The organism is Paenibacillus sp. FSL L8-0470 (assembly GCF_038008625.1).
In the GTDB taxonomy this organism is placed as follows: domain Bacteria; phylum Bacillota; class Bacilli; order Paenibacillales; family Paenibacillaceae; genus Paenibacillus_AQ.
Map to the genome: position 1 here is coordinate 4,396,175 of NZ_JBBOZM010000001.1, position 14,531 is coordinate 4,410,705.

At 50.6% G+C, this 14,531-nt stretch carries 14 protein-coding genes; all 14 read right to left on the bottom strand.

Annotated elements, in window-relative coordinates; genetic code table 11:
* Nucleotides 1-383 precede the first annotated feature (383 nt).
* The 14 genes from dapA to rbfA all read right to left on the bottom strand — a co-directional run bounded on the left by dapA (nucleotide 384) and on the right by rbfA (nucleotide 14,525).
* Complete coding sequence (dapA, locus tag NST99_RS19830; protein WP_341093953.1) at nucleotides 384-1,259, bottom strand: 4-hydroxy-tetrahydrodipicolinate synthase; 876 nt, start codon at nucleotides 1,257-1,259, stop codon at nucleotides 384-386.
* 16 nt (nucleotides 1,260-1,275) lie between these two features.
* Nucleotides 1,276-2,496 carry an aspartate kinase gene (gene dapG / locus NST99_RS19835; protein WP_341093954.1) on the bottom strand — a complete coding sequence of 407 codons (1,221 nt, stop codon included), beginning with the start codon at nucleotides 2,494-2,496 and terminating at the stop codon, nucleotides 1,276-1,278.
* A 143-nt stretch (nucleotides 2,497-2,639) separates the two neighbouring features.
* Nucleotides 2,640-3,539 carry a dipicolinate synthase subunit DpsA gene (gene dpsA, locus NST99_RS19840; RefSeq protein ID WP_341093955.1) on the bottom strand — a complete coding sequence of 300 codons (900 nt, stop codon included), beginning with the start codon at nucleotides 3,537-3,539 and terminating at the stop codon, nucleotides 2,640-2,642.
* A 171-nt stretch (nucleotides 3,540-3,710) separates the two neighbouring features.
* Nucleotides 3,711-4,307, bottom strand: a complete 597-nt coding sequence (locus NST99_RS19845; RefSeq protein ID WP_038593383.1) for a dipicolinate synthase subunit B — start codon at nucleotides 4,305-4,307, stop codon at nucleotides 3,711-3,713.
* Nucleotides 4,308-5,204 (bottom strand): dipicolinate synthase subunit DpsA, encoded by an 897-nt coding sequence (dpsA, locus tag NST99_RS19850; protein ID WP_341093956.1) that lies wholly within the window; start codon nucleotides 5,202-5,204, stop codon nucleotides 4,308-4,310. It abuts the gene before it with no gap.
* Nucleotides 5,205-5,416: 212 nt separating this feature from the next.
* Nucleotides 5,417-5,863 carry a dUTP diphosphatase gene (gene dut, locus NST99_RS19855; protein ID WP_197073606.1) on the bottom strand — a complete coding sequence of 149 codons (447 nt, stop codon included), beginning with the start codon at nucleotides 5,861-5,863 and terminating at the stop codon, nucleotides 5,417-5,419.
* Nucleotides 5,841-7,106, bottom strand: coding sequence for a M16 family metallopeptidase (locus tag NST99_RS19860; protein WP_341093957.1), 1,266 nt, complete (start codon nucleotides 7,104-7,106; stop codon nucleotides 5,841-5,843). The genes dut and NST99_RS19860 overlap by 23 nt, the downstream gene beginning before the upstream one ends.
* An 80-nt stretch (nucleotides 7,107-7,186) precedes the next feature.
* Nucleotides 7,187-8,173, bottom strand: a complete 987-nt coding sequence (locus tag NST99_RS19865; RefSeq protein WP_341093958.1) for a polysaccharide deacetylase family protein — start codon at nucleotides 8,171-8,173, stop codon at nucleotides 7,187-7,189.
* A 279-nt stretch (nucleotides 8,174-8,452) separates the two neighbouring features.
* Nucleotides 8,453-10,555: a polyribonucleotide nucleotidyltransferase gene (gene pnp / locus NST99_RS19870; protein WP_341093959.1), complete on the bottom strand. Its 2,103-nt coding sequence runs from the start codon at nucleotides 10,553-10,555 to the stop codon at nucleotides 8,453-8,455.
* Between the two features lie 302 nt (nucleotides 10,556-10,857).
* A complete protein-coding gene (rpsO, locus tag NST99_RS19875; protein WP_019910460.1) occupies nucleotides 10,858-11,127 on the bottom strand; it encodes a 30S ribosomal protein S15 in 270 nt (89 codons plus the stop codon).
* 150 nt (nucleotides 11,128-11,277) lie between these two features.
* Nucleotides 11,278-12,225 (bottom strand): bifunctional riboflavin kinase/FAD synthetase, encoded by a 948-nt coding sequence (locus NST99_RS19880; RefSeq protein WP_341093960.1) that lies wholly within the window; start codon nucleotides 12,223-12,225, stop codon nucleotides 11,278-11,280.
* A gap of 37 nt (nucleotides 12,226-12,262) precedes the next feature.
* Nucleotides 12,263-13,177: a tRNA pseudouridine(55) synthase TruB gene (truB, locus tag NST99_RS19885; RefSeq protein WP_341093961.1), complete on the bottom strand. Its 915-nt coding sequence runs from the start codon at nucleotides 13,175-13,177 to the stop codon at nucleotides 12,263-12,265.
* Nucleotides 13,174-14,151 (bottom strand): DHH family phosphoesterase, encoded by a 978-nt coding sequence (locus NST99_RS19890; protein ID WP_038593408.1) that lies wholly within the window; start codon nucleotides 14,149-14,151, stop codon nucleotides 13,174-13,176. The genes truB and NST99_RS19890 overlap by 4 nt, the downstream gene beginning before the upstream one ends.
* 20 nt (nucleotides 14,152-14,171) lie before the next feature.
* Nucleotides 14,172-14,525, bottom strand: coding sequence for a 30S ribosome-binding factor RbfA (rbfA, locus tag NST99_RS19895; protein WP_341093963.1), 354 nt, complete (start codon nucleotides 14,523-14,525; stop codon nucleotides 14,172-14,174).
* Nucleotides 14,526-14,531: the final 6 nt, after the last annotated feature.

A 14,531-nucleotide genomic window follows, 5' to 3' on the forward strand; every position in this document is an offset into this window, starting at 1 on the left:
TCGCGCGTAAATCTGGCAGCAATTGCACAGACTTATACAAGGACCTATCCTGTCACACAATGTAAAATTACATTGACGGAAGATTACCGCATATTTAATTTTTGCCGCACCCAGTCACTTAAGAACATTATACATGATTTTTTTGGCAAAAGACAAGTCATCGGCTTCGTAAGCCTATTCTTTCCTTAAAGAACCTGCATTATTTGAGGAAAAGACAAGCAGAAACTATGTTGCAATCCTTAACATTTGCGCTTATTTCACAACATTTCGACTGTTTGAGAATTAACCGTCAGCTTACAGTTTTAATACAAAAAGCAAGAAGCCGGTTCCCCACGCGGGAAGCCGGCTTCTTGCTGCAATGCTTATTCAAGAGATTTGACCTTCTAATTCAGCAGCGCTTTAATGAACTCGGCTTCATCATCGCTCGGTCCCACCAGTGGCAGACGCACGGATCCGACAGGAATACCCCGCAGTTCCAATGCATACTTAACAGCCGAAGGGTTCGGCAGCGGCTGCGGGCACTCAAACAACCCTTTGAACACAGGGAACAGTTGGCGGTGAAGCTCGCCGGCCCGGTGCACATTGCCGGAGATAAAGGCTTCGATCATTTCCGACATCTCAACTCCCACCACATGGCTGGCTACACTAATAATGCCGTGACCGCCGACGGCAAGTGTTGCCAGTCCCGCAGAATCATCCCCCGAGTATACGTGGAAATCATCCGCACAAGCCGAAGCGATCAGAGTAATCTGATCGACTGAGGCACATTCCTTGGTCGCCACAATATTGGGGATTTCAGCAAGTCTTAATGTCGTCGCCACACTCATGCTTACGCTGGTACGGCTTGGAACATTGTAAAGAATACAGGGCAAGCTTGTTTCCGCAGCGATCGCCGAAAAGTGCCGGTATAGCCCCTCCTGGTTCGGCTTATTATAATAAGGAACGACGAGAAGAACACCATCTACTCCGATTTTCTCCGCTTCCTTCGTAAGATGAATCGAATTCTTCGTGCTGTTGCTACCCGTTCCGGCAATGATTTTACAGCGTCCGTCCGCTTTCTCCAGAACGTAGGAAAAAAGCCGGAGCTTCTCCTCTTCGCTTAGTGTGGGTGATTCTCCAGTGGTACCACAGACTACCAGCGCTTCGGATTTCTGTTCCTCAATCAAATAGTCAACAAGGCGTGAAGTTGCTTCCCAGTTGATTTCTCCATCCCCGTCAAAAGGGGTTACCATCGCGGTTATTAATCTTCCGAAATCCACTTTGAATTCCTCCTTGTCAGCGGTGCAATTCAAACTTGGCATGCAGTGCGCGCAGCGACTGTACCATATCTTCCTTCTTCACCAGTACCCAGATTGTTGTATTGGAATCGGCAGACTGTAAAATCTGAATGTTCTGCAAGGTTAACGCCTCGACAATGCGGGCCATAATCCCCGGAACGCCGTTAATGCCTCCGCCGATTACCGAGACCTTGGCACAGCCGGACAAGCTCTTGGGACGAAGCCCCAACTCTTGCAGCGCAGCGATAGCCTGCTCCGATTTGTCATCGTTCACAGTATACAGCGCCTCCGAAGGCGTTACATTGATAAAGTCCACACTGATTTCATTGTCGGCCATGCTTTTGAAGATTTGCAGCTGTACTCCGGTACCGTTGCCGTCCGGACATTCCACGGAGATCTGTGTAATGTTACTGACATAAGCAATCCCTGTCACATAACGGTCCACTACCCCATGTGAAACATCGCTGAACCCTTCAGGATGAGTGACAAGTGTACCTTCGGCTTCCGAGAACGTTGAACGCACACGTACAGGAATCTGGGCCTGCATGGCAATTTCCACCGCACGGGGATGTATAACTTTAGCCCCTTGATAGGCCATGTTGCAGATTTCTGTATAGCTGACATAGGTCAGTTGCTTCGCATCCTCGACAATCCGCGGATCGGCTGTAAGAATCCCGTCCACATCGGTGTAAATATCGACCATATCCGCACGGAGCGCTGCACCAAGCGCAGTTGCTGAGGTATCGCTTCCTCCGCGTCCAAGGGTCGTAAAATCACCGGCTTCGGTCTGACCCTGAAACCCGGTTACTATAACTACTTTATGCTCTCGCAATTCCCGTAAAATGCGTTCGGTCTGCACATCAAGAATTCTTGCGTTGCCGTAGTTGTTGTCGGTAAGGAAGCCAGCCTGTGCGCCTGTAAGCACAGTAGAGCGGATGCCCTCCTGCTCCAGCAGACCACACAGTGTAGTGGCGGAGATTATTTCTCCGCAGCACATCAAAAGATCTTTCTCCCGGTCCGGCAGGGAATTCCCGTTCTGCACTGCCCAGTCAAGCAGCGTATCGGTTGCGTAAGGCTCCCCTTTGCGTCCCATAGCGGAGACGACAATAACCAGATCAAAGCCGCTGGCCATCTCCCGTTTGACGTGGCGGATGACATGCTCCCTCGCTGCCGGTGTGGACAATGAGGTTCCGCCGAACTTTTGCACCAAAATACCCATTTATAATTCCTCCATTACTTCTCTAAGCAAGCATGCGTTATATGCACTGAAGAACTGTCTCTATCCAAGGAACGGCTCATGTACGCAAGATCTTTACTTTGAAATGCTGAATAATAATATAACCTACTCATTTATAAGCCAATTCATTTATTGTCCGCTGTGCGCAATGTCTCGTCAGATATCGACTGCACCAACGCATTAGCCATAATCATCCCTGCGCTTTTTGGGGCAAACCTTCCAGGCAGACCTGGAGCCAGCAACGCCTTGATTCCATGCTTCTCCGCATAGCGGAAATCGCATCCGCCCGGGGCGGAGGCCAGATCGATAATTACACAGTGCTTCTGAAGACGTGAAAGTACCTGCGCGGTTATAATCATGCCCGGTACGGTATTAAAGATGAGATCAGCCTCCGGCACATGCAGCAGCAGTTCTCCGGTCATAAATGGCTTCCAGCCCATCTCCTCCGCACGTGCGTAATGCTCTTGCCTCCTGACGCCTATCTTTACACTGGCACCGAGTCCCTGCAATACCTTCGCCATTGTAAATCCGGTTCTGCCCATGCCGAGCACCATCGAAGAGGAGCCGTGAATTGTAAAATCGGTATTCTGGATGGCCATAACCAGTGCACCCTCTGCTGTTGGAATGGAGTTGTAAATCGCCACATCGTCCCGGTTCAGCAGTTCCACGAGCTTAATCGAATGTCTGGCGCACAGGTTGCGCAAATAACTTTTGGCTACACCGGCATACACTGTGCAATTCGGCGGCAACGCCGCGATATGTTCGTCAAGCAACTGTAGGCGATCCGAGGAAAATACGGCATTAATATTTCCTTCCTCGTCACACCCCACCGTAGGCAGCACCAGCACATCCGCGCTGCTGAGCAGTCCGGCCGAAAGCTGACTCATGTTCACTTCCGGACTTGGAGTTTCCCACTTATCAAACCCGGCGGCGCTTACCGTCGCTTCCATCTCTACGCATTTACGAATAACCTCCAGCTGTCTTGCGTCCCCGCCCAGGAACACGATCCTGATGCCAGTAAACATAAGGATGACGCTCCTTTCTAATTACACGGGACCTGCCCAAATCAAGTAATGACAATAGACGCGGCCAGGTCCAACCTTTGAAAGCTAAAAAAGAGCTGAACCGCCCTCAGAATGAGGGCGGCAAAAGTGAAGCCTATGTTCGAGCATGATTAATGTATCGAAACATGCTAATTATGCTGAATGAAACCGTTCGATAATCATCGGCTGCAGCTGATTGCCCTGCAAAGCTGCGTAGCAGGCCTCGGGTATGAGATCCATACGTGCTACAAGCGAGTTGGGCTTGCCTACAGGATTATCCTGGCCGAACGGCACAAAATAAATATGTTTGGCTACCAAAAGCTTTGCAATATTCGCCGCATTCAGGCCAAGGCCGTCATTCGTGGAGATGGCCAGCACTAGCGGCCGACCGTTACGCATCTGGGACTTTGCTGCCATCAGTACAGGGCTGTCTGTCATGGCGTTCGCCAATTTGCTCGTCGTATTCCCCGTGCAAGGGGCGATCGTCAGAACGTCCAGCAGCTTGGAAGGACCCAGCGGTTCCGCTTCAACAATTGTAGAAATGATATCATTCCCTGTTATATCTTTCAACTGTTTTAACCAATTTTCCGATGTGCCGAAGCGGGTATCCGTGTTCAGCACCGATGCGGAAACAATCGGCACCACATTTGCACCGTCGTCCATAAAGCGCTGAATCTGCGGCATCACTTCGGCAAACGTGCAATGTGAACCGGTAATTGCATAACCTACTGTTTTACCATGCCAATCCATTTAATCGTCCCCCCTGATTGTAGTCTCGTCAGATATCGACTGTACCAGCGCACTACCCATAATAATTCCGGCGCTCTTGGGGGCAACGATCCCGGGCAATCCCGGAGCCAGCATCGCTTTAATCCCGCGCTTCTCCGCATAGCGGAAATCACATCCGCCCGGTGCGGAGGCCAAATCAATAATTACGCAGTGCCTCTGAAGGCGGGATAACACCTGCGCGGTAATAATCATGCTTGGGATGGTATTGAAGATTAGATCAACATCCGGCACATGAAGCAGCAGCTCACCTGTCATAAAAGGCTTCCAGCCCATCTCTTCCGCCCGCGCATAATGCTCCTGTCTTCTTACCCCCACCTTTACGCTGGAACCGAGCCCTTGAAGCGCCCGCGCCATCGTAAACCCGGTTCTTCCCATCCCGAGTACCATCGATGTGGAACCATGAATAGTAAAATCGGTATTCTGAATGGCCATAACCAGCGCGCCTTCTGCTGTAGGGATGGAGTTGTATATCGCCACATCGTCCCGGTTTAGCAGTTCCACCAGCTTTAGCGAATGTCTGGCGCACAGGCTGCGCAAGTAGCTTTTGGCCATACCGGTATACACCGTGGATCGGGACGGCATCGCAGCGATGTGCTCATCCAGCAGCTGCAGACGGTGAGAGGAGAACAGCGCATTAATATTCCCTTCATCATCACAACCAACGGTTGGCAGTACCAGCACATCCGCATTGCCTAAGAGCTCTGCCGACAGCTCTGCCAGGTTCACCCCCGGGCTAGGGGATTCCCACTTATCGAATCCGGCAGCACTTACCGTCGCATCCATTTCCACACATTTCCGAATCACTTCAATCTGTCTCGCGTCCCCGCCCAGGAACACGATCCTGATGCCAGTAAGCATAGGGATGACGCTCCTTTCCACATACACTATCGACTATAAATCATCTTATGCCGGGGGCCGCCCATGGGTGAAGAGCAGAGAAGAAATACAGGGGAAACTGATAAATGGATTGACTCAAATCAAGGTCAATTCAACAAAAAAAGCCTGCGAAGAAGGCCTTTACAGGCTACATCCGCAAGCTCCAGGTATGAGTAAAACAAAAATTCCGTCTGCTATTTGCCCGTATGGCCAAAGCCTCCGGCGCCGCGTTGTGTCTCGGACAGCTCGTCCACCTCCACCATGTTCACGGACGGCACAGCCTGGAACACCATTTGGGCAATCCGCTCATTGCGTGCGATGGCAAACGGCTCCTGACCCAGGTTAATCAGTAAAACTTTAATTTCACCACGGTAATCGGCATCAATCGTTCCCGGAGTATTCAGACAGGTAATGCCGTGCTTTAGAGCAAGGCCGCTGCGCGGACGGATCTGCGCCTCCAGCCCGTCCGGCATCGCCAGCGAAATTCCCGTAGGGATCAGGGCCCGCTCGCCCGGAGCAAGCACAACCTCACCGTCCACAGACGCATACAGATCATAGCCGGAAGCCTGTTCTGACATTTTGCGGGGCAGCAGCACATCTTCGTTGCCGGGCAGTTTGTTAATTTGAACGTAATAAGACAAGATCATCTCTCCTAACATTGGCAATAGCTTTATCAGAGGAGCCGACCATCGCTAATGCGAGGGGCTCAGCAAACATGTGGTCCAGTAATCGATTGATATCATCCATAGTGACGAGTCCGATTTTGGTGATCATATCGTCAAGTGTATCATGCCTTCCAAGCATCAGCTCATTTTTGCCAATCCGGTTCATCCGGCTGCTGGTGCTCTCCAGGCTGAGGATCAGGCTTCCCTTGAGCTGCTCTTTGCCTTTTCTCAGTTCATCTTCGCTAAGACCGTTAACGGCAAGATCATGCATCATTTCCTTGATCAGCTCCGTCACCTCTTTGGTCTGCTTCGGCGCAGTGCCGGCATAGACGGTAAACAGGCCGCTGTCTGCCTGGGAGCTGTGATAGGAGTATACGGAATAGGCTAAACCGCGTTTTTCGCGAATCTCTTGGAACATTCTGGAGCTCATCCCGCCGCCGATGGCATTATTCAGCAGCACCATGGCATATTGCAGCGGCCCGCCGCCCTCTACGCCCGGGAGGGAAAGGCAAATATGGTTTTGCTCCGTCTTTTTGCGGTGAAACAGCAGTTCGCCATGGAAATCAGGAGCTGTCAAAGGCGCGGATTCACCATGATTATCGAATGATCCGAAATGGGCCTCCAACAGTTCAACCAGTCCGTCATTGATATTGCCTGCTACGCTGATTACCGTATTCTCAATGGTATACTGCTGTTTCATATACGCGTGGAGATCATCGGCCGTCATGTCCGCCAGCCGTTCCTTCAAGCCCAGAATGGAATAAGCCAGCGGATGCTCGCCGTACGCCGCAGCGCACATCAGATCATGTACCAGATCATCCGGCGTATCCTCGCACATGGCGATTTCCTCCAGGATGACATTTTTCTCCCTGGCCAGCTCTTCGGCATCAATCCGCGAGCGGAAAAACATATCGGACAGCACATCCACGGCGATCGGCAGATGCTCATCCAATACTTTTGCATAATAACATGTATATTCCTTCGAGGTAAATGCGTTGACGTTGCCGCCAATCGCATCAAACTGCTCGGCAATATCCTTGGCACTGAACCGGTCGGTGCCTTTAAAAAGCATGTGTTCGATAAAATGAGAAATCCCGTTATTCAGCGGGTTCTCATTGCGGGAGCCATTCTTGACCCAGATTCCAAAGGAAACGGAGCGTCCGGTAGGAATTTTCTCCGTAACCACCCGCAGGCCGTTCGACAATACTATTTTTTCCACTTCTACGTCCTCCTGGCATAGCCCTGTATCTATCTTTGTATTTGTTACGCGCGACTCTTATCCTACCAGAAATTAACCGCTCACTCAACTTCTGAAGGGGCCAGCCGCTCCGCTGACAGTGTTTCACTGACCGTACCCAGCTGAAGACCTTTAGCTTTAATCCCCCGGATCATGCCTCTCAGCGCTTTGGAGGAGGAAGCTGTCGGATGCATCAATATCAATGTGCCCGGCTCGGACTGGCTGCTGATTTTAACGACAACGGATTCTGGAGAAGGGTTACGCCAATCGACGGTATCCAGTGTCCACAGCACCGTTTTCAGCCCCAATGAGGCGGCGATATCCACTGTTTCCTGATCAAAATCACCGGACGGAGGCGCAAACCAGGTATTGGTTACTCCAAGACTCTCTTTCAGCAGACTCTTTGTTTTCTCAATCTCGGCGGTCGCCCGGGCCCGGCTTAAAGTGCTCATATTGGGATGGGTATACGCATGATTCTCCATCTCATGCCCGCGTTTCAGCATCTCGGCCGCAAGCTCCCGGTTATGGCTAAGCCAGCTTCCATCCAGAAAAAAGGTCACCTTTACCTTTTCCTCATCCAAAATGTTAAGCATCGGTACAATGAATTGATTGCCCCATGCTACATTGATCATCATCGAGACCATCGGCTTAGCCGGATTCCCCCGGTAAATCGGGTGAGCACCCAGATCATTCAGCGACACCTTTGGCGGGATTTGCCGGTACACCCATTTCAGACCCTCTCCCGGCCCCTGCAGCAGTGTACTGCGGTACGTGGCCTCTACATCCACTTCAAGGCCATTATAACCCGGAATTGCCTTCCACACCCGGTCTACAACAGCATCCACCGGTGCGGCATTCAGCTTGGCCGCTTTGCTTTCAATCAAAGAACGCAGCTCCTGATCACGCTCTTTCGGAATATTACTCCACACAGCCAGTCCATCCTGCGGCTTAAGCTCGGCCAGCATTTCCTTCACCGGTCCAAATGTACTGCCAAGGCCGATTACTACAGCAATACAGGCAAGCACAAGCGCAGCTTTTTCCGTCTTCATGACGTCTTTCCTCCCCGGCAGAAACGTCTCACGCTCGTCCCCGCACAGGGTGCAAGGACGCTTTGTCCCAGCCTATGTATGGTTGGAGAAGAATATGCATACAACCTGCGCCTTACGCAAATTAAAATAACCCCACAAAGTGGGGCCCGAGAAATATAAGGATAATTTATAGTGTGAAGCCTATAAATTCTTATATTTTTAAAAAAGAGCCAGAATGCATAAGCTTCTGTCTCTTCTCAATTATACAATTGACACTGTTTCCAAAAGGGAGAGGCCGGCTTACGCCTTTGCTCCGCTTTCCGAAGTCAATACCGCTTTGCGCGACAGATTCACACGGCCCTGCTGGTCAATTTCGGTAACTTTTACAGTGATAGTGTCGCCGATGGCAACAACATCTTCTACCTTAGCTACGCGCTCAGTGGAGAGCTGGGAAATATGCACCAATCCATCTTTACCCGGAATCAGTTCAACAAATGCGCCGAACTTCTCGATGCGTCTAACGGTACCCACATAAATTTCGCCGACCTGCACTTCACGCACAATGCCTTCGATAATGCCGCGGGCTTTCTGAATCATTTCTTCATCCGAAGATCCGATAAAGACACGGCCATCCTGTTCGATGTCGATCTTCACGCCGGTTTCTTCAATGATTTTATTGATAATCTTACCACCTGCACCGATAACATCACGGATCTTGTCCGGATTGATATTGATGATAATGATCTTAGGAGCGTATTTCGACAAGCTTGGTCTAGGCTCGGAGATAGCTTCCATCATTTTGCCCAAGATGAACATACGTCCTTCTTTAGCCTGCTGCAAAGCATCCTGCAGGATTTTACGGTCGATGCCGTCGATTTTGATATCCATCTGGATCGCCGTTACACCTTCAGCCGTACCTGCTACCTTGAAGTCCATATCGCCAAGATGATCTTCCATACCTTGAATATCTGTCAGGATTGACACATGCTCTCCATCCTTGATCAGACCCATCGCTACTCCCGCTACAGGGGCTTTGATCGGCACACCCGCATCCATCATTGCCAGAATGCTTGCGCAGATACTTGCCTGGGAAGTAGATCCGTTGGATTCAATCGCTTCAGATACCAAACGGATGGTGTACGGGAATTCGGTTTCACTAGGAATGACTTTGGACAACGCGCGTTCTCCAAGGGCTCCGTGGCCAATCTCGCGGCGTCCCGGTGCTCTAAGCGGACGTGCCTCCCCTACGCTGAACGGAGGGAAATTGTAGTGATGCATAAACCGTTTGGTTTCTGCCGGATCAATACCGTCAAGAATCTGTACATCACCCAGTGCACCCAGTGTACATACGCTAAGGATTTGTGTTTGTCCACGGGTGAACAGTCCGGAACCGTGCGTACGCGGAAGCAGGGAAGTATCACATTCAATCGGACGGATTTCATCCAGCTTACGGCCATCCGGGCGAATCTTATCATGTGTAATCAAACGTCTGACTTCATCCTTCACGATATCGTGCAGGACTTCCTTCACATCTTTAAGAAGTTCAGGTGTCTCTATGTATTTCTCAACGAAATACTCCACCGTTTCATTGTTGACCAAGTCGATGGCATCCTGACGGGCGTGCTTCTCGGCAATTTTCACGGCATCTACCAGACGGCTTTCAGCATAAGCGCGAACCTCTGTGTTGACATCAGCGTTAACCGCATGCAGCTTCACAGCCATCTTCTCTTTGCCGGCAACCGCTACCAGCTGCTCAATTGTTGCTACGATCTTACGGACTTCATCATGACCGAACATGATGGCTTCCAGCATTACATCTTCCGGCACTTCGTTGGCTTCCGCTTCCACCATCATGATGGCGTCTTTAGTTCCTGCTACCACCACGTAGATGTCACTTGCAGCCTGCTGTGCAACGTCAGGATTAATGATGAATTGACCGTCAATGCGGCCGACAGCCACACCGCCGATAGGACCATTGAAAGGAACATCGGAAATACTGAGTGCTGCGGAAGTACCGATCATAGCAGCAATATCCGGCGCACAATCCTGATCCACGCTCATAACCATATTCAATACTTGCACGTCATTGCGGAATCCTTCCGGAAACAGCGGACGAATCGGACGGTCAGTCAGACGGCTGGACAAAATAGCCTTCTCACTCGGTCTGCCTTCGCGTTTAATAAATCCGCCCGGGATTTTACCCACTGCGTATAATCTTTCTTCATAGTTAACCGTAAGCGGGAAAAAATCCAGATCTTTAGGTTCGTTAGACGCTGTAACCGTACACAATACAGCAGTATCTCCGTAACGAACCATTACGGCTGCGTTCGCTTGTTTGGCCAGTCGGCCTGTTTCCAGCACAAGGCGTCTTCCGCCAAGCTGCATTTCTACACGTTGTTCCATAAAATCCCTCCTTGAATGGTAGTAGACCCGCTGTACATTATCGCAGGTTCAGTGAATTGTCATTGTTGAAACGGATGTCTTGATCACTTTGGGGTCAAGGGCCGGTTCTCTATGTTTTATACAAGCAAAAACGGCTTGTCCTCCATAAGAGGTAAAATAGCCGTTTTTGCGAATAAGTTAAGCTTGCCTAATTGTAAAAGTTTTCCCTAAATTTTCAAAAAGCAACCCGGCTGTCCCGCTGTCGCTCCGAGAAGGACATACGGTATACAACCAGGCTGCTTTAAGGGTAATCTTATGGAAAATTAACGACGCAATCCCAGTTTTTCGATCAGGGCGCTGTAACGTCTGATGTCTTTGTTCTTCAAATACGCCAGCAGTTTACGACGTTGTCCAACCATCTTCAGCAATCCGCGACGGGAATGATGATCCTTCTTGTGCGTACGCAAGTGGTCAGTCAAATTAACGATGTTCTCCGTAAGGATAGCAACTTGCACCTCAGGGGATCCAGTATCGGATTCATGAGTTTTGTGCTCGTCGATCAATTGGTGTTTACGTTCTTGAGTCAATGCCATCCTGTTCACCTCCTTCATTATAATCGCCAGTAGCCTCGTCACCGTCGGTGAGAACGCGCAACCAAGCTATGGTTATGATGCTGTTTTTCCAGCAACGTTAATCAGTATAGCATTATCGGAAAGAAAAGTAAACGGCTTGTCCCGTGCAGATTAAGAATGATAGCCCAGCAGCTCTTTAGCCGTTTCGGCATCTGCAGCAATCTGTGAAATCAGGGCATCAATCGACTCAAATTTACGCTCAGGCCGGATAAAGGAGACCAGTTCTACCCTAAGTTCCTCTTCATAGATGTCTCCTGCAAAATCAAACAGATGCACCTCAAAGCTCGGGGCAATCATCCCCTCATGGAACGTTGGCTTCACGCCGACATTCATTACGCCGTACAGAACGTCTTCCTTATAAAAGACCCGCACTGCATACACCCCTTTAGCCGGGATGACATAAAGGTCTTCAAGCTGAAGATTTGCAGTCGGAAAACCAATCGTGCGGCCTCTCTTCTCGCCGTGCCCTACAACTCCGCGCAGATGATAGCAGCGCCCAAACCATGCGTTGGCCAGAGTTAGATCTCCGTTCTGAAGGCTCTTCCGAATGCCGGAGCTGCTTACCTTCTCTCCTTCAAGCAGAAAAGGAGGCACCGTCTCCACATTCATCACACCGTCCCCCAGCTCACGGAGCATATCGGCATCCCCTTCGCCCATGTAGCCAAAGCGGAAATCGAAGCCGATAACTGCAGTTACAATATGCAGCGGCAGCAGCATTACAGAGACAAAATCCTGCGGGCTAACCCGGGACAGCTGCTCATTAAATTCAATTACATACAAAATATCGACCCCCATGCCGGCAAGCAGTTCCTGCTTGTCCTTCGCTGGGGTCAAATATCCATCATAGTCACCTTTGCCCATTACATCCTTGGGATGAGGATGAAAGGTCATGACTGCTGCCGGTACGCCTTGTTTACGGGCCAGAGCTACAGCGGAAGTAATGACGCTGGCATGTCCGCGGTGCAGTCCGTCAAACTGGCCAAGGGCAGTCACTTGCGGCTGCGCCCACTGCGCTGCGGTCTCCGCTGGCATTGGATAACTTAAGGTTACGGTTCTCACGCTGTTTCTCACCTACAATTCACTAATAAAATTAATATTATGCTTGTGCGAATACCTTTACAGGGGCTATAGCTCCTGTGTCATCCAATTCATAAATGCCCAGGAACTCTCCCTGTAGATCATAAAGCCGAAAATGGCCGGCCTGCTTTACTTCAGGTGCTACGTAACGTGTTGAAAGGCGCTGCCCCTGCAGGGCGGCCTTCCTCTTCTCATCCATTACCGAATGCCGGGACAGATGGGAAATCGCTTCATCCGCCGCGATCAGATGTTCATCGAGTGTGCCTGCTTCTTTATGCTCGGCAATTTGCTCAAGAGTTAGACAGTGACTGGCAGATATCCCTGCGGACATCGTCCGTTCCAGCTTGACCATCACACCGGGCACTCCAAGCGCCCGGCCGATATCTACGCAAAGCGTACGGATGTATGTACCCTTGGAACACAGCACACGGAAGGTAATATCGGGATAATTGCCGCTGTACACCATATCCGTCATCTCAATTTCGTAAATCTCCACTTCACGGCTCTTTCGCTCTACAGTCTTGCCTTCTCTAGCCAGCTCATAGAGGCGTTTGCCTTCCACTTTCACCGCCGAGTACATCGGGGGAATCTGAGAGATTACTCCTTTAAAGGAGTTCAGTACCGCCAGAACTTCTTCCTCGGTAACTTTCACTTCATCCACACTTTCCGTAATGGTCCCGGTTAAGTCTTCGGTATCGCTTGCCATACCTAGTCTCAGTGTGGCTACATATTCCTTAGGCAGCTCCTGGATATACTCCACAACCCGGGTTGCCCTTCCAAGACAAAGCGGCAATACGCCTGTCACTTGAGGATCCAGAGTTCCGGTGTGTCCGATGCGCTTCATACCAAGAATCCGCCGGGCTTTGGCCACAACATCATGTGAAGTGTACCCTGCTGGCTTAAAAACAGCCAAAACACCTGTAAGCTCACTCATAAAAGACGTCTGACCTCCTCCAGCACCCGTGGTATTGCCTGCTCCAGCGTCCCCTCAACCCGGGCACCTGCTGCGCGGGTATGTCCTCCGCCTCCGAAGACTTGAGCCAGCGCCGCGACATCGACCTTGCCGGCCGAACGCAGGCTGACCTTCACAGCAGTCTCATCGATGACCTTGAACAGCATACCGACCTCTACACCGCGGATATTACGCGGATAATTAACAATGCCTTCAAGATCCTCATTGGCGGCATTACATTCGAGCATATCCTGTGGTGTTACATAAACCCAGGCAACATCGCCCTGCGGAGTTAATTGCAAAGTGTTCAGTGCCCGGTTCAGCACCTTCACCTGAGCTAATGTCATTTCCTCCAGCAACGTCTCCGCCAGCTCGGGACCGTTAACTCCCAGTGCCAGCAGCTCAGAGACAGCCGCCATCACTTTAGGTGAGGTATTGGTGTAGCGGAAGCCGCCGGTATCGGTCAGCAATCCTGTATAGATTGCTGTAGCAATATCTATATCCCATTCCACCTCAAACGTCTTCAGCAGGTCGAACAAAATTTCAGCAGTGGCAGCAGCATCCGGCTTAATCAGCGTAACGAATCCGTAACCGTTGTTGGTGGGATGATGATCAATGTTTGCGATAAGGGCATCCTGAGCAAAAAAGCGCTGGGTCAGCCCCACACGCTGAAAATCTGCACAATCGACGCAAATGACGTTACTGTACGTCCGGGGCAATTCACCGTCCGCCAGATTGACAATCTCATCGGCATGCCATAAGTATTCCATCCGTTTGGGAATCGGGCCTTCATTCAGCATAGTATATTTTTTGCCCAGACATGAGAGAAGCCAGCCCACCGCGAGGGTGGAGCTGACTGCATCTCCGTCCGGCTGAACATGCGACACTACAAGATAATCGTCGTGTTCCAGCAGAAACTTACGGGTCTGCTGGAGACTTTGTTCATAGCTCTGCATTCGCCGTCTCCTTTATTTTCCTAACTTTCTTGGTTCTTGCCGATCTCGCCGAGCAGCTTCTCAATATGGCTTCCGTAAGCAACGGATTCGTCCATCTTGAAGATCAGCTCAGGCGTGTGGCGCAGGCGGATTGCCTTGCCAAGCTCGGAGCGGAGAAAGCCATTGGCTTTCTCAATCGCTTTTAGCGAATCGCTCTTCTGCTCTTCGTCTCCGAACACGCTCAGGTATACCTTGGCCTGCGAGAGATCGTTCGTTACATCTACCCCTGTTACTGTTACGAACCCGATGCGCGGGTCCTTCAGTCCGCTTTGGATAAGCTGGCTCAGTTCTTTCTTGATCTGTTCGCCAACCCGTCCCGCTCTGATTTTAGACATCTATAT